This window comes from Streptosporangium longisporum (genome assembly GCF_039534895.1).
In the GTDB taxonomy this organism is placed as follows: Bacteria; Actinomycetota; Actinomycetes; order Streptosporangiales; family Streptosporangiaceae; genus Streptosporangium; species Streptosporangium longisporum.
In genome coordinates, this window is the sequence record NZ_BAAAWD010000019.1 from 281,132 (window position 1) to 298,945 (window position 17,814).

General features: G+C 71.7%; 14 protein-coding genes and 1 pseudogene. 1 reads left to right on the forward strand and 14 read right to left on the reverse strand.

Annotated elements, in window-relative coordinates:
* Positions 1 to 16 precede the first annotated feature (16 nt).
* From ABD832_RS33200 to uvrA, 5 genes are all read right to left on the reverse strand, one after another.
* On the reverse strand, positions 17 to 955 hold the full coding sequence (locus ABD832_RS33200) for a gluconeogenesis factor YvcK family protein (protein WP_344903500.1): 939 nt from the start codon (positions 953 to 955) through the stop codon (positions 17 to 19).
* A complete protein-coding gene (rapZ, locus tag ABD832_RS33205) occupies positions 952 to 1,824 on the reverse strand; it encodes an RNase adapter RapZ (protein ID WP_344903503.1) in 873 nt (290 codons plus the stop codon). The genes ABD832_RS33200 and rapZ overlap by 4 nt, the downstream gene beginning before the upstream one ends.
* Positions 1,821 to 3,800, reverse strand: a complete 1,980-nt coding sequence (uvrC, locus tag ABD832_RS33210) for an excinuclease ABC subunit UvrC (protein WP_344904442.1) — start codon at positions 3,798 to 3,800, stop codon at positions 1,821 to 1,823. Before uvrC ends, rapZ begins: the two co-directional genes overlap by 4 nt.
* Before the next feature lie 148 nt (positions 3,801 to 3,948).
* Complete coding sequence (locus tag ABD832_RS33215; RefSeq protein ID WP_344903506.1) at positions 3,949 to 4,422, reverse strand: Rieske (2Fe-2S) protein; 474 nt, start codon at positions 4,420 to 4,422, stop codon at positions 3,949 to 3,951.
* A gap of 346 nt (positions 4,423 to 4,768) precedes the next feature.
* Positions 4,769 to 7,609 (reverse strand): excinuclease ABC subunit UvrA, encoded by a 2,841-nt coding sequence (gene uvrA, locus ABD832_RS33220; protein WP_344903509.1) that lies wholly within the window; start codon positions 7,607 to 7,609, stop codon positions 4,769 to 4,771.
* 279 nt (positions 7,610 to 7,888) lie between these two features.
* Here uvrA and ABD832_RS33225 point away from each other — a divergent pair, with 279 nt between their 5' ends.
* Positions 7,889 to 8,530 carry an MBL fold metallo-hydrolase gene (locus ABD832_RS33225; RefSeq protein WP_344903512.1) on the forward strand — a complete coding sequence of 214 codons (642 nt, stop codon included), beginning with the start codon at positions 7,889 to 7,891 and terminating at the stop codon, positions 8,528 to 8,530.
* 120 nt (positions 8,531 to 8,650) lie between these two features.
* Here ABD832_RS33225 and ABD832_RS33230 read toward each other — a convergent pair whose 3' ends face one another.
* The 9 genes and pseudogenes from ABD832_RS33230 to steA all read right to left on the reverse strand — a co-directional run bounded on the left by ABD832_RS33230 (position 8,651) and on the right by steA (position 17,779).
* Positions 8,651 to 8,929, reverse strand: a complete 279-nt coding sequence (locus ABD832_RS33230) for a hypothetical protein (RefSeq protein WP_344903515.1) — start codon at positions 8,927 to 8,929, stop codon at positions 8,651 to 8,653.
* A gap of 143 nt (positions 8,930 to 9,072) precedes the next feature.
* Positions 9,073 to 9,903, reverse strand: a complete 831-nt coding sequence (pssA, locus tag ABD832_RS33235) for a CDP-diacylglycerol--serine O-phosphatidyltransferase (protein ID WP_344903518.1) — start codon at positions 9,901 to 9,903, stop codon at positions 9,073 to 9,075.
* On the reverse strand, positions 9,890 to 10,537 hold the full coding sequence (locus tag ABD832_RS33240) for a phosphatidylserine decarboxylase (RefSeq protein ID WP_344903521.1): 648 nt from the start codon (positions 10,535 to 10,537) through the stop codon (positions 9,890 to 9,892). The genes pssA and ABD832_RS33240 overlap by 14 nt, the downstream gene beginning before the upstream one ends.
* Positions 10,538 to 10,665: 128 nt before the next feature.
* Positions 10,666 to 11,655, reverse strand: coding sequence for a TerC family protein (locus ABD832_RS33245; protein ID WP_344903524.1), 990 nt, complete (start codon positions 11,653 to 11,655; stop codon positions 10,666 to 10,668).
* Between the two features lie 209 nt (positions 11,656 to 11,864).
* Positions 11,865 to 13,010: a glycosyltransferase family 4 protein gene (locus tag ABD832_RS33250; protein ID WP_413224773.1), complete on the reverse strand. Its 1,146-nt coding sequence runs from the start codon at positions 13,008 to 13,010 to the stop codon at positions 11,865 to 11,867.
* Position 13,011: 1 nt separating this feature from the next.
* Positions 13,012 to 14,694, reverse strand: coding sequence for a murein biosynthesis integral membrane protein MurJ (gene murJ / locus ABD832_RS33255; protein ID WP_344903530.1), 1,683 nt, complete (start codon positions 14,692 to 14,694; stop codon positions 13,012 to 13,014).
* An 8-nt stretch (positions 14,695 to 14,702) separates the two neighbouring features.
* Positions 14,703 to 15,591: pseudogene (locus ABD832_RS33260) on the reverse strand (hypothetical protein).
* Between the two features lie 5 nt (positions 15,592 to 15,596).
* The gene (locus ABD832_RS33265) at positions 15,597 to 16,571 is read right to left on the reverse strand and encodes a copper transporter (protein WP_344903533.1); all 975 of its coding nucleotides are present in this window, start codon (positions 16,569 to 16,571) and stop codon (positions 15,597 to 15,599) included.
* Positions 16,568 to 17,779 carry a putative cytokinetic ring protein SteA gene (steA, locus tag ABD832_RS33270; protein WP_344903536.1) on the reverse strand — a complete coding sequence of 404 codons (1,212 nt, stop codon included), beginning with the start codon at positions 17,777 to 17,779 and terminating at the stop codon, positions 16,568 to 16,570. The genes ABD832_RS33265 and steA overlap by 4 nt, the downstream gene beginning before the upstream one ends.
* Between the last annotated feature and the right edge of the window lie 35 nt (positions 17,780 to 17,814).

Sequence of the window (17,814 nt, forward strand, 5' to 3'; positions counted from 1 at the left end):
GCACCGCTGACCAGGATCAACGCTTCTCACGGAAAATCTCGTCCAGGACGGAGGCAAGACGTTGCGCATCATGTCGCGGCGAGCCGTCCTCGTCGGCCACCGGGGCGAGGACCAGCCGTCCGCCGAGATCGGCGGCCGCCTTGGCCAGGGCGTCGCGGTCGTGGGTCACCCCGGTGTCGGCGACCACCACGTCGATCGCCAGGGAGGAGGCGTGCTGGCCCAGCACCTCCAGGTGCTTCTGGGGGGAGAAGCCGTCGGTCTCGCCCGGCTGCGGGGCGAGGTTGAGCGCGACCAGGCGGCGCGCGCGGGTGGCCAGCAGCGCCTCGGCCAGCTCGGGCACCATCAGGTGCGGCAGCACGCTGGTGAACCACGAGCCGGGACCGAACACCACCCAGTCGGCGTCCAGGACCGCCTCGACCGCCTCGGGGCAGGCCGGAGGGTCCGCCGGGAGCAGCGAGACGGCCCGCACCCGGCCGGGGGTGAGCGCGCAGGCCACCTGGCCGCGCACCGTGCTCACCCGGCCGTCCAGCTCCACCTCGGCCGCGATGTCCAGCGGCACCGACGACATCGGCAGCACCCGCCCGTGCGCGCCCAGCAGCCGCCCGAGCCAGTCGAGCCCGGCGACCGTGTCGCCCAGCCGCTCCCACAGGGCCACGATCAGCAGGTTGCCGACCGTGTGGCCGTGCAGGTCGCCGTCACTGCGGAAACGGTGCTGGACCACCTCGCTCCAGGTGTGCCCCCACTCGTCGTCGTCGCACAACGCGGCCAGCGCCATGCGCAGGTCCCCCGGGGGCAGCACCCCCAGCTCGCGGCGGAGCCGCCCGCTGGACCCCCCGTCGTCGGCCACCGTGACCACCGCCGTCAGACGGGAGGTGACCCTCCGCAGCGCCGACAGCGAGGCGTACAGCCCGTGTCCCCCGCCCAGTGCGACGACCTTGAGACCCTCATCGTTCACTCCCTGCCCACATCCCGATGGCTCACCTGCACCTCCATGCCACCCCGGTCCCGCAGCCGCCCGCCGATCTGCTCGGCCATGGCGACGCTGCGGTGCTTGCCGCCGGTGCAGCCGACGGCGAGCGTGGCGTAGCTCTTGCCCTCGCGGGTGTAGCCCGAGGCGATGATGGAGACCACCTCCTCGTAGGCGTCGAGGAGTTCCTTCGCACCCGCTTGATTGAGAACGTACTCCCGTACGGGAGCGTCCAGGCCGTTCATGGGGCGCAGTTCCGGCACCCAGTGCGGGTTCGGCAGGAAGCGGCAGTCGACGACCAGGTCCGCGTCGACCGGCAGGCCGTACTTGAAGCCGAAGGAGACGACGTTGACCCGCAGGCCGGGGCGGTCCTCCCCGCCGAAGAAGGCGACGATCTTCCCGCGGAGCTCGTGCACGTTGAGGTTGGAGGTGTCGATCACCAGGTCGGCGTTGGCCCGGACCTCGCGCAGGATGCCGCGCTCGCGGGCGATCCCGTCGACCAGGCGGCCGTCGCCCTGCAGCGGGTGCGGGCGGCGGACGTTCTCGAACCTGCGGACCAGCTCCTCGTCGCTGGCCTCCAGGAACACCACGCGCACGCCGACGCCGCGCCCCTCCAGCTCCTCGATCGCGCTGTTGAGGTCGCTGGTGAAGGCCAGGCTGCGCACGTCGACCACCGCGGCCACCTTGTCGGCGGCCAGCTTGACCCGGCCGGCCTCCTCGGCCATGGCGAACAGCAGCCCCGGCGGCAGGTTGTCGATGACGAACCAGCCCAGGTCCTCCAGGGCCTTGGCCGCCGTGCTCCGCCCCGCCCCCGACATGCCGGTGACCAGGACGAACGCGGACTCTCTCTCGCTCATGGGTGCTGCCCCTTCAAGGCCGACACGATCGTCTCGGCCGTCGCCGGGCCGATTCCGGGAACCTCGCGGATCTGGGCCGCGGTCGCCTCCCGCAGCCGTTTCACCGATCCGAAATGCTTGATCAACGCCTGTCTGCGGGCCGGGCCGAGTCCGGGGACCTCGTCCAGGGCGCTTTCCGTGACGCTCTTGGACCTCTTGGCTCGATGGTAGGTGATGGCAAAGCGGTGGGCCTCGTCGCGTACCCGCTGCAGAAGGTAAAGGGCCTCGCTGGAGCGGGCGAGGATCACCGGAAGGTCCTCGCCGGGCAGCCAGACCTCCTCCAGCCGCTTGGCCAGGCCGCACACGGCCACGTCGTCGATCCCCAGCTCGTCCAGGGCCCTGCGGGCCGCCGCGGCCTGCGCGGGACCGCCGTCGACCACCACCAGGTTGGGCGGGTACGCGAACCGGCGCGGCTTCCCGGTCTCCGGGTCGATGCCGGTCGGCCGTATCCCCTCGATCCCCTCGATCCCCTCGATCCCCTCGATCCCCTCGGTCCCCTCGCCCGGTTCGGCCCCGGGGTCGGCGTCGAGCTCCCCGGTCTCGGAGCGCTCCTGCAGGTAACGCTTGAACCGCCGGGCGATCACCTCGTGGATGGAGGCGACGTCGCCCTCGGTGGAGCGCACGGAGAAGCGGCGGTACTCGCTCTTGCGGGCCAGGCCGTCCTCGAAGACCACCATGGAGGCCACCACGTCGGTGCCCTGGATGTGGGAGACGTCGTAGCACTCGATGCGCAGCGGCGCCTGGTCCAGGCCGAGGGCGTCGGCGACCTCCTGCAGGGCCTTGCTCCGCGTGGTCAGGTCGCTGGCCCGCTTGAGCTTGTGCTGCTTGAGCGACTCGGCCGCGTTGCGCTCGACGGTCTCCATCAGCGACCTCTTGTCGCCGCGCCGCGGGACCCTGATCTCCACCCGGGCGCCGCGGTGCTCGCAGAGCAGCTGCGAGACCGCCTCGGCGTCGGGGGGCAGCACCGGCACCAGCACCTCCCTGGGAAGCGCCTCGGCGGCCGCGTCGCCGTACATCTGCAGCAGGAACTGCTCGACCAGCTCCGCCGGGGTGACCTCGCCGACCTTGTCGACCACCCAGCCGCGCTGCCCCCTGATCCGCCCGCCGCGGACGTAGAACACCTGGACGGCGGCCTCCAGCGGATCCTCGGCCAGGGCGACCACGTCGCAGTCGGTGGTGTCGCCCAGGACCACGGCCTGCTTCTCCAGGGCCCGCTGGAGCGCCTGGACGTCGTCGCGCAGCCTGGCCGCCCGCTCGTACTCCTGCTCGACGGCGGCCTGGCGCATCTCGCGCTCCAGCCGCCTGATGAACCTGGCGGTGTTGCCCGCCATGAACTCGCAGAAGTCCTCGGCCAGGGCGCGGTGCTCGGCAGGGGTGACCCGGCCGACGCAGGGGGCCGAGCACTTGTCGATGTAGCCCAGCAGGCAGGGGCGGCCGATCTGCTCGGCGCGCCTGAACACGCCGGTGGAGCAGCTCCTGATCGGGAAGACCCGCAGCAGCAGGTCGACGGTCTCCCTGATCGCCCAGGCGTGCGAGTAGGGGCCGAAGTAGCGGGTGCCCTTGCGCTTGGCGCCGCGCAGCACCTGCACCCGGGGGAACTCCTCCCCCATGGTGACCGCCAGGTAGGGGTAGGACTTGTCGTCGCGGTACTTGACGTTGAAACGCGGGTCGTACTCCTTGATCCAGGAGTACTCCAGCTGGAGCGCCTCGACCTCGGTGCCGACGACCGTCCAGTCGACGGCCGCGGCGGTCGTGAGCATCGTCTGGGTACGCTGGTGCAGGCCCGCGAAGTCGGCGAAGTAGGAGTTGAGCCGCTGACGGAGGTTCTTCGCCTTGCCGACGTAGACGACCCGGCCGTCGCCGTCCTTGAACCGGTAGACGCCGGGAGAATCGGGGATCGACCCCGGTTTCGGCCGGAAACTCGCCGGACCACCCACAGATCTCGCCACACCATGAGCCTATCGGCCCCGACCGACAGCTTTCCTTACGATAACGGCGCCGCCCTTCCTCGAAGGAGGCGCCCGTCACGGCACGGGCCTCGCGGCCGGGGAACCCGTCCCCCGGCGGCGAGTCCGGCGGCGGGGATCAGGCCAGCGTGATGGAGTCGCCGTCCACTTTGATCGTCTTCTCCGGCAGCGGCTTGGTCGCGGGACCGTCGACCACCGAACCATCCGTGATCTTGAACTTGCTGCCGTGGCAGGGGCAGTCGATGGTGCCGTCGGCCACCTTGTCGACGTCGCACCCCTGGTGGGTGCAGGCCGAGCTGAACGCCTTGAACTGGCCCGCGGTGGGCTGGGTGATCACGATCTTCTCGTCCTTGAAGACCTTGCCGCCCCCCTCGGGGATGTCCGCGGTCTTGGCCAGCGCCTCCGCCGCGGAGTCGGAGCCCGACCCCGCGCCGGTGTCCGCGCTCTTCCCGGGCGCCTCCGAGGCGGCGGTCGCGGAGGTCTCCCCGCCACCGGCGGCCGGCTCCCCGTACCCGGCACAGGCGGTCAGCACCGCGGCCATACCGGCTCCACCGGCGCTCAACATCACCGTGCGACGCGTCGTCTCAGTCATCTATGTCCTCCAGGATCGTCATGTTCAGGTACGGCCAACACCCCGATGACGGTTCAGCATGCCGTACGGCGCATCAGGAGACTGTGAAGAAATACGCCCTGGGGAGGTCCGCCGCCCCGGGATCCGGCCACGGGCCCTTCCACGCCGGGACCTTCCGTACCGGGACCTTTCGTACCGGCCTTTCATACCGGGCCCTTCGGCACCGGGACCGGCGCGGCCCGTCACCGGGACCCCGGCTCGAGGACCGCCAGGGGACCCGGCACGGAGTCGCCACGGAGTCGCCACGGAGCCGGCACGGAACTCGTGCCGGGGACGCCGGCGGCGGGCCCCGCCGCCGGCCCCGCCCTCAGCTGCCGAGGATCTTGCGCAGGAAGCGGCCGGTGTGACTCTCGTCGACCAGGGCGACCTCCTCGGGCGTGCCAACGGCCAGCACGCTGCCGCCGCGGGAACCGCCCTCCGGGCCCATGTCGATCAGCCAGTCGGCGGTCTTGATCACGTCGAGGTTGTGCTCGATCACGATGACGGTGTTGCCGCCGTCGACGAGCTTGCCCAGCACCCCCAGCAGCCTGCGGATGTCCTCGAAGTGCAGGCCCGTGGTGGGCTCGTCCAGCACGTAGATCGTGCGTCCGGTGGAACGGCGCTGCAGCTCGGAGGCGAGCTTGACGCGCTGGGCCTCGCCACCGGACAGCGTGGTGGCCGGCTGGCCCAGCCGGACGTAGCCCAGCCCGACGTCGAACAGCGTCTGCAGGTAGCGCTTGATCGACGGGATCGAGTCGAAGAAGCCCAGGGCCTCCTCGATCGGCATGTCGAGCACCTCGGAGATCGTCTTGCCCTTGTAGTGGACCTCCAGGGTCTCCCGGTTGTACCGCGCGCCGTGGCAGACCTCGCAGGGCACGTAGACGTCGGGCAGGAAGTTCATCTCGATCTTGAGCGTGCCGTCTCCCGAGCACGCCTCGCACCGGCCGCCCTTGACGTTGAAGCTGAAGCGGCCCTTCTGGTAGCCGCGGACCTTGGCCTCGGTGGTCTGCGAGAACAGGTCGCGGACCTTGTCGAAGACGCCGGTGTAGGTCGCCGGGTTGGAGCGGGGCGTGCGGCCGATCGGCGACTGGTCGACGTGCACGACCTTGTCGACCAGGTCCATCCCGTTGATCCGCGAGTGGCGGCCAGGGACGGTGCGCGCTCCGTTGAGCTCCTTGGCCAGCGCGTTGTAGAGGATGTCATTGACCAGGGTGGACTTGCCCGATCCGGAGACCCCGGTGACCGCGGTCAGCACGCCGAGCGGGAACTCCACGTCGACGCCCTTGAGGTTGTGCTCGCGGGCGCCCTTCACGGTGATCTGCCGCTTCCTGTCGCGCTTGCGGCGGGTCGCGGGGATGGTGATGGACCTGCGGCCGGACAGGTAGGCGCCCGTCATCGAGTCCTCGGAGGCCAGCAGGTCGGCCACGGTGCCGGAGACGACGACCTGGCCACCGTGCTCACCGGCTCCGGGGCCGATGTCGACCACCCAGTCGGCGGCGGCGATGGTGTCCTCGTCGTGCTCGACCACGATGAGCGTGTTGCCCATGTCGCGCAGCCTGATCAGCGTCTCCAGCAGCCGCTGGTTGTCACGCTGGTGCAGGCCGATGGAGGGCTCGTCCAGCACGTAGAGCACGCCGACCAGGCCGGAGCCGATCTGGGTGGCGAGCCGGATGCGCTGCGCCTCGCCACCGGCGAGGGTGCCCGAGGCCCGGTCCATGGTCAGGTAGTCCAGGCCCACGTCGAGCAGGAAGCCCATCCGGGCGTTGATCTCCTTGACCACCCGCTCGGCGATCTGCATGTCGCGGTCGGAGAGCTTCAGGCCCGCCAGGAAGACCGCGCAGTCGCCGATCGACATCGCCGAGACCTCGGCGATCGAGCGGCCCTCGACCGTGACGGCCAGCGAGACCGGCTTGAGCCTGGCCCCCTTGCAGGCCGGGCACGGGATCTCCCGCATGTAGCCTTCGTACTTCTCGCGCATGCCGTCGCTGTCGGACTCGCCGTGGCGGCGCTGCACCCAGGGGATGACCCCCTCGAAGGTGGTGTAGTAGGAGCGCTGGCGGCCGTAGCGGTTGCTGTAGCGGACGTGGACCTGCTCGTCGTGGCCGTACAGCAGGGCCTTCTGGGCCTTCTTGGGGAGCCGCTCCCAGGGGGTGTCCAGGCCGAAGCCCATGTTCAGGCCGAGCGCCTCGACCAGCCGGACGAAGTAGTCGCTGGTGTGGCCGCCGGCCCACGGCGACAGGGCGCCCTCGCCCAGCGGCCGTTCCGGGTCGGGCACGATCAGGTCGGGGTCGACCTCCATGCGGACGCCGAGACCCGTGCACTCCGGACAGGCGCCGAAGGGCGAGTTGAACGAGAACGAGCGGGGCTCCATCTCCTCGAACGACAGGTCGTCGTAGGGGCAGTAGAGGTGCTCGGAGTAGAAGCGCTCGCGGTTCGGGTCGTCCTCGGGCAGGTCGACGAACTCCAGCGTGATCGTCCCGCCCGACAGGTTCAGGGCGGTCTCCACCGAGCCGGTCAGGCGGCTGGCCGCCCCCTCCTTCACGGCCAGGCGGTCGACGATCACCTCGATGTCGTGCTTCTCCTGCTTCTTCAGCGTCGGCGGCTCGTCCAGCCGGACCACCGTGCCGTCGACGCGGGCGCGGGCGAAACCCTTGGCCTGGAGCTGGCCGAAGAGCTCGGCGTACTCCCCCTTGCGGCCGCGGACCACCGGGGCCAGCACCTGGAAGCGGGTGCCCTCGGGCAGCTCCATCACCCGGTCGACGATCTGCTCGGGGCTCTGCCTGGCGATCGCCCGCCCGCACTGCGGGCAGTGCGGCTTGCCGACGCGGGCCCACAGCAGGCGCAGGTAGTCGTAGACCTCGGTGATCGTGCCGACGGTCGAGCGCGGGTTGCGGCTGGTGGACTTCTGGTCGATCGACACCGCGGGCGAGAGCCCCTCGATGAAGTCGACGTCGGGCTTGTCCATCTGCCCGAGGAACTGCCGCGCGTACGCCGACAGCGATTCGACATAGCGGCGCTGGCCCTCGGCGAAGATGGTGTCGAAGGCCAGGCTCGACTTCCCCGAGCCGGACAGCCCGGTGAAGACGATCAGAGAGTCTCGCGGAAGATCCAGCGAGACGTCCTTGAGGTTGTGTTCCCGTGCGCCACGCACGATGAGGCGGTCAGCCACAGCAGTCCCGACGTCGATATAGAAGGGTTGAGAGCGGTCGCGGGCAGACTAGCGGCAGCGACCGACAGTTTTCCGGGCCGGCGTCCTGGCCCTCGGGCCCCCGCCCGTTCCAGGGTACGGCTTCCCCGCGGACACGGCAGGCCGCTCAGCTACTCAACGATCCGAACACCCCCCTTATGCCCTCACACGCCGGCGGCGCGCGATGATGATGACGAGACGACGACCATGACGGGCACCGCCCGTGCCCTCGCCTTCCCGCGACCCGCCCGAGGAGAGACCGTGACGTACACCGGTGACGTGCAGGTGGGCGGCCCCGCCGACCTGCGCGAACTGCCCGCCCTGACGATCGCCAAACTGGCCGTCGGCCCGTTCGACAACAACGCCTACCTGGTCCGCTGCACCGAGACCGGGGACGGCGCCCTGATCGACGCCGCCGCCGAGCCCGACCGGCTGCTGGAGCTCATCGGCGACCTGCCGATCAGCAAGATCATCACCACCCACCAGCACGGTGACCACTGGCAGGCCCTGGAGGCGGTCGCCGCGGCGACCGGCGTCTCGGTGATCGCCCACCCCCTGGACGCGCCCGGGCTGCCGGTGCCGGTGGACCTGAAGGTCGGGCACGGCGACGGGATCACCGTCGGCGTGGTCAGCCTGGAGGTGATCCACCTGCGCGGGCACACGCCCGGCTCGATCGCCCTGTACTACCCCGGCCACCTGTTCACCGGTGACTCGCTCTTCCCGGGCGGGGTGGGCAACACCAACAAGGATCCCGAGCGGTTCGCCCAGCTCTTCGCGGACGTGTCGGAGCGGATCTTCGACCGGCTGCCGGACGACACCTGGGTCTATCCGGGCCACGGCCGGGACACCACCCTGGGCGCCGAGCGCCCCTCGCTGCCCGAGTGGCGCGAACGCGGCTGGTGACCCTCCGCGGCGACAGGTGACCGCGCGGTGACCCTCCGCGGCGACGGGTGACCGCGCGGCGACGCGGGAAGCGGTGAAGCCGGGAAGCGGAGGGGCCCGGCGGCGGGGCCCGGCCGGGTGTCAGCGGGCCGTACCTCCGAAGATCCGGAGGATCCGGTCCGCCGCCGCGGACGGGTCCTCCACCCGCTCGACCAGGTCCCCCCAGGACCAGCGGTAGAACCAGCCGTCGGCCTGCGGGACGCAGTCGACCGTCTCGGAGAACAGCGCCGCCTCGGGATCGCTCACCCGCAGCGACGGCGGGCTCTGCCTGAGGGTCGCGGTGACGCCCCTGCCCTCCAGCTCGCGGGCGAGCAGGCTCAGGAAGTACGTGCGGGTGTGCTCGCGCGGCTCGGTCGCCATGCGGCAATTGAACGCGATCGCCCGGCCCGGGGAAAGGCGGATCGGGGGTTCGGGGGCGAGAACGGACGCCCGTATGACGGATCCCCGACCATCCCCCATCGGGATCCCCCCCGGGCCCCCGGCCCGAGGGCCGGGAAAGGAGGTCAGCCGACCCCGGCCGACGCCTGGCGCTCCTTGCGCTTCTCCCGCTTGAACATCAGGACCCGCAGCGGGATGCTGGCCACGATCGTCAGCTGCATGACCGCCCCGACCTTGATCAGGGTGTCCCCTCCGGCCAGGCCCGCGACCCAGATGGTCAGGCAGGCCACGTTGATCATCATCCAGGCGAGCACGCCCGCGGCCAGGTTGCCCTTGGGCTTGGGGTACTCGATCCGGCTCACCATCAGGTACGCCACCGCGAAGATGGGCAGGACCGTCCAGCTCGACGGCGGGAACAGCAGCACGATCGAGACCACGGTCATGGCCCCCATCGGGATGGGCAGGCCCATGAAGTCGCCGCTCTTGGTCTTCACGCAGGCGAATCGTGCGAGCCGGATGACGCCGGCCAGCAGCACCGACGCCGCCGCGGCCATCACCAGCAGGAAGGGGATCTGCTGGTTGAACCCCGCCCAGATCACCACCATGAAGGCGGGGGCGAACCCGAAGCTGATCACGTCGGCGAGGTTGTCCAGCTCGGCGCCCATGGCCGAGGCGCGGAACTTCCTGGCCACCAGGCCGTCGAACAGGTCGCAGGTGGCGCCGATCAGCAGCAGCACCACGGCGGTGCCGAAGAACCGGGGGTCGGCCGCGAAGGGCTTGCCCTCCTGCAGCGCGCTGATGGCCGACCAGGCCAGCACGCAGACCGCGAGGAACCCGCACAGGGCGTTGCCGAGCGAGAGGGAGTCGGCGGCCGACAGGCGGAACGCCTTGCCCACCGGCCCCCGTGGCTCGTCGTCCGTCTCGTCCAGCGGCCAGCTCGCGTCAGCCGTGGTCAAGACCCGTCACCCCCGCGACCGTTCTCTCGCCCACCGAGACGGCCGGGGCGATCCCCTCGGGAAGGTAGACGTCGACCCGGGAGCCGAGCCTGATCAGGCCGATCCGCTCGCCCTTGGCGACCTTGGCGCCCACGGCCACGTACGGCACGATGCGGCGCGCGACCGCGCCGGCGATCTGCACGAACTCGATGTCGCCCAGCGCGGTGTCCAGGTGCCAGACGACCCGCTCGTTGTTCTCGCTGTCCTTGTCGAACGCGGGGACGTACCCCCCGGACACGTGCCGCATCGAGGTGACCGTGCCGGCCAGCGGAGCCCGGTTGACGTGCACGTCGAGCGGGCTCATGAAGATCGCCACCCTGGTGCGCCCGTCCGGCCACGGGTCGATGCTCTGCACCACGCCGTCGGCCGGGGACAGGATCCGCCCGGTGCCCGGCGTCCGGTCCGGGTCGCGGAAGAACCAGAGCATCCCACCGGTGAGCGCCGTCAGCGGGAGCGCCGCCGCCGCCCAGCGCCGGTCGCGGCGGCTGAGCAGGGAGGTCGCCGCGGCGGCGGCCACGGTCGGGAGCAACCACGGGGAGACGCCCCGCGCCAGGCCCAGCGGACCTGGCCGGCGACTTGCTGAATCGTGGGACACAGGGAACCTTTTGTGATGTCTTGCGGCATTAGACCGGTATGTCTACCCGCTCTGGGGCAGGATGTTACCCATCTCTCAGCCCTTATAAGGCGCAATGAGACAAGCAAAGCGCCTCATGCACCGATTCGCTAGCCCTGCTCGACACTCGCCGGGGTGCTGTTCTCCTTGCCCTCACGGGTGTCGCGCCTGGCCTTCATCAGGCTGATCACGGTGGTGAAGACCATCGTGACGACGATGACCGACAGCGACACCCAGATCGGGATCTCGGGGGCCCAGGAGACGCCACTGGAGTGCAGAGCCTCGAGGATCAGCTTAACCCCGATGAAACCGAGGATGAACGCGAGACCGAAGCTCAGGTAGACCAGTCGCTGGAGCAGACCGCCCAGCAGGAAGTACAGCTGCCTCAGGCCCATCAGGGCGAAGGCGTTCGCGGCGAAGACGATGAACGGGTCGGTGGTCAGGCCGAAGATCGCCGGGATCGAGTCCAGCGCGAACAGCAGGTCGGTGGTGCCGATGGCGATCATGACGATCAGCAGCGGGGTGACCAGGCGCCTACCGTCGATCTTGACGGTGACCTTGGAGCCCACGTAGTCGTCGGTGTGCGGCAGCACCCGGCGGGCCCAGCGCAGGACCGCGTTCTCCGGGAGGTCCTCTTCCTGGCCGAACTGGCGGACGAGCTGGACCGCGGTGTAGATCAGGAACAGGCCGAACACGTAGAACAGCCAGCCGAAGTTGGCCAGGGCCGCGGCGCCGATGGCGATGAAGATGCCGCGCATGACCAGCGCCATCAGGATGCCCACCAGCAGGACCTTGTGCTGGTACATCTTCGGCACCGCGAAGCGGGTCATGATGATGTAGAAGACGAAGAGGTTGTCGATGCTCAGGCTGTACTCGGTGAGATAGCCGGCGAAGAACTGGCCCGCGGGGACGGGACCGGCGAACACCCACATCACGATGCCGAAGACGATCGCCAGGGTGACGTAGAACCCGACCCAGAACCCGGCCTGCTTCAGGGAGAACTCCCTGGGTTCGCCGCGGTCGACTATCCACAGATCGAAGGCGAGGACGACGAGAAGTCCGCCGATGACGGCGAACCATGCCCAGGTGGGAACACTCACAGCTGATAAACCTCCGGCAGCGCGCACGACAGACAGCCGGAGGTCTCTCCCGCCCGCATGGGTCCGGCCCGGCTAGAAGCCGGGCCGTGCGGACCGACAGCCCCGGGGGCCTCGTGGAGCGAGGCAACACCGTGATGACGAGACTGCCACGAAGGGATACTCCCCCCCTAACCACGCCAGTATAGGTGTCCGGCCTGGTGCCGCCTAATTCAACATTGCCTTCCCACCCCTTGTTCCCCGGGCGCCGGCGGCCCGGACGGGCCGGCCGGTGAGGCGTAGACGGCGAGCACCGCCTCCAGCGCCTCGGTCTCGCCCGGCAGCTCACGACCCCTCCGGGCGGCGGCGACGGCCAGCCTTCGCGCGTGCTCGCTGTCGGCGAGCAGCCCTGCCACCGCGTCTCGCATCGCGGCCACATTTCCGTACGGCACCAGCACCCCGCCCTCGCCCACCATCGCCGGGACGCCGCCCACGGCGGTGGCGACGACCGGCGTGCCCGCCCGCAGGGCCTCCTGCACGACGAGCGGCTGTCCCTCCCACCGGCTGGGCACCACCAGCGCCCTGGCCACCCCGAGCAGGTCGGCGACGTCGGCGCGGGGACCGAGCAGCCGTACCGGCAGGTCCTCCCGGTCGATCCGGCGCCGCAGCTCCGCGTGCAGCGGCCCTTCCCCGGCGATCAGGAACAGCGGCCCGGGAGACCCTTGCTCGCCGGGCAGCGTCCCCGCCACGTCCAGCAGGGTCTCCAGCCCCTTCTGCTGCGCGAGCCTGGCGACCGTCAGGAAGATCACCCGGTCTCCGGCGCCGAGCTCCGCCCGCACCTGTCCGGGCAGGCGCCCGGAGGGAGCCAGCGGGGGCGCCGGGACGACGGCGGCCTCGACGCGCAGCGCTCCCAGCAGGGTCATCCGCTCCCCCAGGTCGGGCGAGACCACCATGATCCGGTCGGCCCGGCGGGCCACCACGCGCTCCAGCAGCCCGTACACCGCCCCGACCGCGCCGCCCGCGGTGGCCGCGTTGTGCAGGGTCACCACCAGCGGCGCCGGGGTCCCGGCCAGCGCGAGCGCCGCCAGCGCCCCGGCCCTCAGCCCGTGGGCGTGCACGACGTCGGCCCCGCGCAGCGACCGCAGCGCCAGGACCGCCCTCAGGTCGGCGGGCGGGCGGGGCCGGTCGGAGATCGGCACGGGCGTGAAGCGCGCACCCAGGGCGGCGAACCCGAAGGCCTCCTCGGTGCTCGGCGGGCCCGCCACGACCACCCGGTGGCCACGGCCGGTCAGCCCCCTGGCCAGCATGGCCACGTGCCGGCCGACACCGCCCGCGCTGGTCCCCAGCACGAGCGCCACGCGTCTTCCCCGGTCAGCCATCTCAGCCATCGGTACCGCTCCCCTCCGTCGTGCTCGCCGTCGTTCCCTCCGTCGTCCTCGCCCCGCCCCGGCCGCGGAGCCGTCGCAGCAGTCCCCGGGCGTCCGGCCCGCCGATCGCCGCCACCACGACCGCGAACGCGGCCGTGCCCGCCACCGCGGCGGCCGTCCCGACCGCCACGCACGCCCACCGGGACACCTCGCCGAAGGCGCCGACCACGGCCAGGCCCGCCCCCCAGGCCGCGGCGCCACCGGCCAGCGAGGCCAGCAGGGCACGGGGTGCCCCCGCGAGCGCGGGCGCCCCGCCGGCCCGGAACACCGCCAGGGCCAGCAGCAGGCCGCCGACGGTCATGCCGATCGTGCTGCCCAGCGCCAGCATCCCCACCACCTCGGTCTCGTCGCCCGCGGCACGGGCCAGGACGACCTGGGCCGCGAGCGCGACCCCCCAGCCCGCCACCGAGGCGACGGCCGCCGGCCTGCCCAGCCCGCGGGCGTACAGGATGCGGGCCAGGTGCAGCATGAGCGCGTACCCGGCCAGGCCGGGCGCGAACAGCGCGACCGCGCGGGCCATCTCCGCGGGGTGGCCCCCCGGGGTGTCCTCCAGGAACACCCGCGCCACCGGCACGGCCACCGCCGCCATCACCCCGGCCGCGAGCCCGGTCACCAGCAGCACGGCCCGCGTCGTGGCGGAGGTCAGCGCGTCGAACCCGGCCAGGTCCCCCTCCTCCGCCCGGGTGGACAGCTCCGGGAAGGAACTGGTGGCGATCGGCATCACCAGCACCGCGTACGGCAGCTGGTACAGCGCCCAGGCGTAGGTGTAGACGCCGACCGCCCCCTCGCCGCCCAGGTCGTTGGCGAGGTGGACGACGACGATCAGCGTGAGCTGCTGGGCGACCAGGACGGCCAGGCCCGCGGTGGCCAGGCGCCGGGCACGGGCCGCGACGCCCGGCGGGAACGACAGCGAGGGCCGCAACCTCAGCCGCAGCCGGGCCACCGGGCCGGCGACGGTGACCACCATCGCCGCCGCGGCGACGGTCGCGCCGAGGGAGAGCGAGAGCGCGCCCGCGTCGTTCAGGGCCGACAGGTCGGCGGCGGCACGTCCGTTCACCGCCTCGAACAGCAGGTTGGAGGCGACGATGAGCAGGCTGGAGACCAGCGGGGCCAGCGCCGGCCCCAGGAAGCGCCGGTGGGCCTGGAGCACCCCGTACAGGACGACGGCCAGCCCGAAGAAGATCATCCGGGGTGCGAAGACGACGAGCATGCCGGTGCCGACCTCGACGACCTGGGCCAGGTCGCAGCCGGGCGCCTTGCCGGCCAGCAGCGTGACGATCGGCCCGGCGAACGCCACGATCAGCAGCGCCACCGGCACCAGGACCAGCATCGTCCAGGTCAGCAGCGCCGAGGCGGTCCGGCCGGCCTCGGCCCTGGCCCGCGGGTCCTCGCCCGCCCGCGAGGCCGCCGAGGCCAGCACGGGCACCACCATCCCGGCCAGCGCCCCGCCCGCCACCAGCTCGAAGACGATGTTGGGCACGTAGTTGGCGGTGTTGTAGGCGGTGCTCAGGCAGAGGTTGCCGACGCTCTGCGACTGGACCAGGTAGCGGCCGAACCCGACGAGCCGGGCCAGGACGGTCACGATCCCGATGAGGAGCGCCGCACCCGCGACGCCCTGCCCGATCCTTTTGGTCATCGGGCCGGTCATCGGGAGGTGGGCGCCTGCTCCACGGGGCGACGGCCGAGCATGTCGACGCGGTGCAGGAAGGGGTTGCCCGCAATCACCCTGGTGAAGCTGACCTTCTCCGAGGCCGCGGTCAGCGCGACCACGGTGCCCAGCACGGCCAGGCGCCCGGGACGGCCCAGGCTCACGGTGGCGGCCAGGCCGAGCAGCGCGCCCAGCGCGTTGGCCCCGGCGTCGCCGAGCATGGCCCGCTCGCCGAGATCCTCGTCCAGCAGCGCGGCCGCGGCCCCCATGGGGAGCGCGGCCAGGGTGGCCCCGGCCGGATCGCCGCGGCGCAGGCCCGCGGCGAGCAGGGGGGCGCCCGCGAGCAGGCCCACCTTGACGGCGCGGCCCGGACGCAGGTCGAAGAGGTTGGCCAGGTTGGCGCTCCCGGCGATCAGCGCGCCGCCGACGGCCACGTCCAGGGGCGTGCGGGAGGTCAGGGCGGCGGCGGCCAGCCCGGTCACGCCGATACCGAGGATCTTCACCGCCCCGCTGGTGACCTCGCCCTTGGCCAGCGCGCCGAGGTGCCCCCGGAACCCCTTGGACGAGGTCGCGCCGTACAGGTCGTCGTAGGCGCCGAGCCCCCCCGGCGCCCGCCGCCGCCAGCACCGCCGCCGCGCGGACCCGTGCGGGCAGGCCGGGGATCACGGCCACGGCCGCCCCGGCTCCGGCGACGAACGCCGGCCCCTCCAGCAGGGTGATCGGCTCGCCCCGGTGGTTGGTACGGGCCCAGGTCTCCGCGTCGCCGACCGGGGGCCTGCGGGTGAACGCGGCGTAGGCGGCACGCGCGGCCACGGCACCGAGGGCCGCGCCGGCGAGGGCACCCGCGAGCGCACGGGGAAAGGCGCGAGGAGCCAGACGAGCCATCGGAATCATCCTCCGGAGGTGGCAGTGGCGGCCGTGGGGGTCGGCGTCGCGCTGGGCTCGATGCCGGAGACGCCGGGGCCTATGCCGTACTGACCGGCCAGCCCGGTCAGTTGCTCCCGGAGAGCGTAGACCACCACGACCCGTCCCGCGGGCATATCGGCGGTGTCGACGGTGGAGATCTTCTCGGTGAAGGCGGCGTCGTCGCGGATCGCGGTGATGACCCCGCCGGTCGCCGCCGCGGTCTGCGTACCGGCCAGCACCGCTCCCTGGCCCGCCTCGTCGAGGCCGAGCGTCAGCGTGACCAGCGCGCGGGCCTGCTGGGCGGCGTCGTCACCGGTGTACGCCTCGGCCGGGGCGATCACCAGCGCCAGGTCCGCGCGCCTGGCCGGGGTGTCGGTGACGGTGATCAGGCCGCCGCGCTGGAAGGCGTCGAGGATGCCGGCGCCCGCCGGGTGCTCCTCGCCCGCCTGGCCGGGGTCGGTCGTCACGATCGCGCCGGCGAGCACCTCGGCCGCCTTGTCGTAGGCGGTGTCCTCGGCCGCGAAGACGGTCTCGGGGGCCTTGGCCCCGACCGCCAGCTTGTCGACGAAGCCCACCTGGGCGGGGTCGACGTACCTCTCGGCGAGGGTGACCCGGCCGGTCACGGTCGCCCCGGCCTCCTCGAGCACCTGCTGCGCCGCCTCGCGCACGGCCGTCACGGCGCCCGGCGCCTCGACGATCACGACGCGCTTGCCGGTCAGCGCGTCCTGGACGAGCCGGGGGGTGTCGCCGACGACGAAGGCGTCGTTGGCGGCCTCGCGCTTCTGCAGGGTCTCCACCTGCTCGCGGAGCTCGTTGTTGCCCTCGCGGAACTGGTTGACGGCCAGCTCGCTCGCCTTGATGACGGGGTCCTCCAGCAGGGTGGTGCCCAGCACGATGCCGACCGACAGGGCCAGGAAGATCGCGACGATGGAGACGAGGTGATAGCGGAAATCGATCACGAGAAGAGTCCGACCAGCCAGAAGATGAAGCCGCTCCAGACGTCGCGCATGCTGTCCAGCCAGATCTTGCCCACCGGGGAGACGACGATCGCCACCCCCATGGTGATCAGCGTGGTGGCGACGAGCAGGAGCAGGGACGGAGTGGATATCCGGCTGCGGTAGAGCCGGCTGACGCCCTTGGCGTCGACGAGCTTGCTGCCCACCCTCAGCCGGGTGAGGAAGGTGCTGGCCATGCCCGAGCGGCCCTTGTCGAGGAACTCCACCAGCGTCGCGTGGGTGCCGACGGCGACGATGAGGTCGGCGCCCTTGTCGTCGGCGAGCAGCATGGCGATGTCCTCGCTGGTCCCGATGGCCGGGAAGAGCACCGCGCTGCGGCCGAGCTGCTGGACCCGTTCCAGCCCCGGCGCCCTGCCGTCGCGGTAGGCGTGCACGATCAGCTCCGCGCCGGTGCCGATCGCCTTGGTGGAGACCGAGTCGAAGTCGCCCACGATGATGTCGGGCGTGTAGCCCGCCTCCAGCAGCGCGTCGGCGCCGCCGTCCACCGCGATCATGACCGGCCGGTACTCGCGGATGTAGGGGCGAAGGGCGGCGATGTCCTCCTTGTAGTGGTAGCCGCGCACCACGATGAGGACGTGCCTGCCCTCCATCACGGTCCGCACCTCGGGCACGCCGATCCCGTCGATGAGCAGGTCGCGCTCGCGGCGGACGTACTCCATGGTGTTGGCGGCGAACGCCTCGATCTGCACGGTCAGCCCGGCGCGCGCCTCGCTCATCGCGGCCTCGATGGACTCGGTGGTCTGCACGTCGCCCTTGCCGACCGCCTCCTCGCCCAGGTACACGACGCCCTCGTGCAGCCGGACCCGGTCGCCGTCCTTGATGCGCTCGAACAGCTCGGGGGTGGCGTTGTCGATGAACGGCACCCCGGCCTCGACGATGATCTGCGGGCCCAGGTTCGGGTAGCGGCCGCTGATGCCCGCGGCGACGTCGACGACGCCCGCCGCGCCGCACGCGACAAGCGCCTCCGCGCTCACCCGGTCAACGTCAACGTGATCGATAATCGCGATTTCCCCGGCCCTGAGGCGCTTGGTCAGCCTCTTGGTCCGCCGATCGATTCTCGCCACTGCCGTCACCCCGGGAAGGTCCGTGACCTTCCTGCGGCGGAGGTACCCCGTGAGCCTGTCCCGCAGCCCGTCAATCGGCACCTTCATCACGCCCATCCTGCCAGAGGGAACGACCGGGAGAG

Bases quoted from the DNA above. Each gene is read 5' to 3' on its own strand.
- rapZ (WP_344903503.1), bottom strand. From the start codon at position 1,824: ATGAGCGAGAGAGAGTCCGCGTTCGTCCTGGTCACCGGCATGTCGGGG.
- ABD832_RS33215 (WP_344903506.1), bottom strand. From the start codon at position 4,422: ATGACTGAGACGACGCGTCGCACGGTGATGTTGAGCGCCGGTGGAGCC.
- ABD832_RS33230 (WP_344903515.1), bottom strand. From the start codon at position 8,929: ATGGCGACCGAGCCGCGCGAGCACACCCGCACGTACTTCCTGAGCCTG.
- ABD832_RS33250 (WP_413224773.1), bottom strand. From the start codon at position 13,010: ATGGCTGACCGGGGAAGACGCGTGGCGCTCGTGCTGGGGACCAGCGCG.
- murJ (WP_344903530.1), bottom strand. From the start codon at position 14,694: ATGACCAAAAGGATCGGGCAGGGCGTCGCGGGTGCGGCGCTCCTCATC.
- steA (WP_344903536.1), bottom strand. From the start codon at position 17,779: ATGAAGGTGCCGATTGACGGGCTGCGGGACAGGCTCACGGGGTACCTC.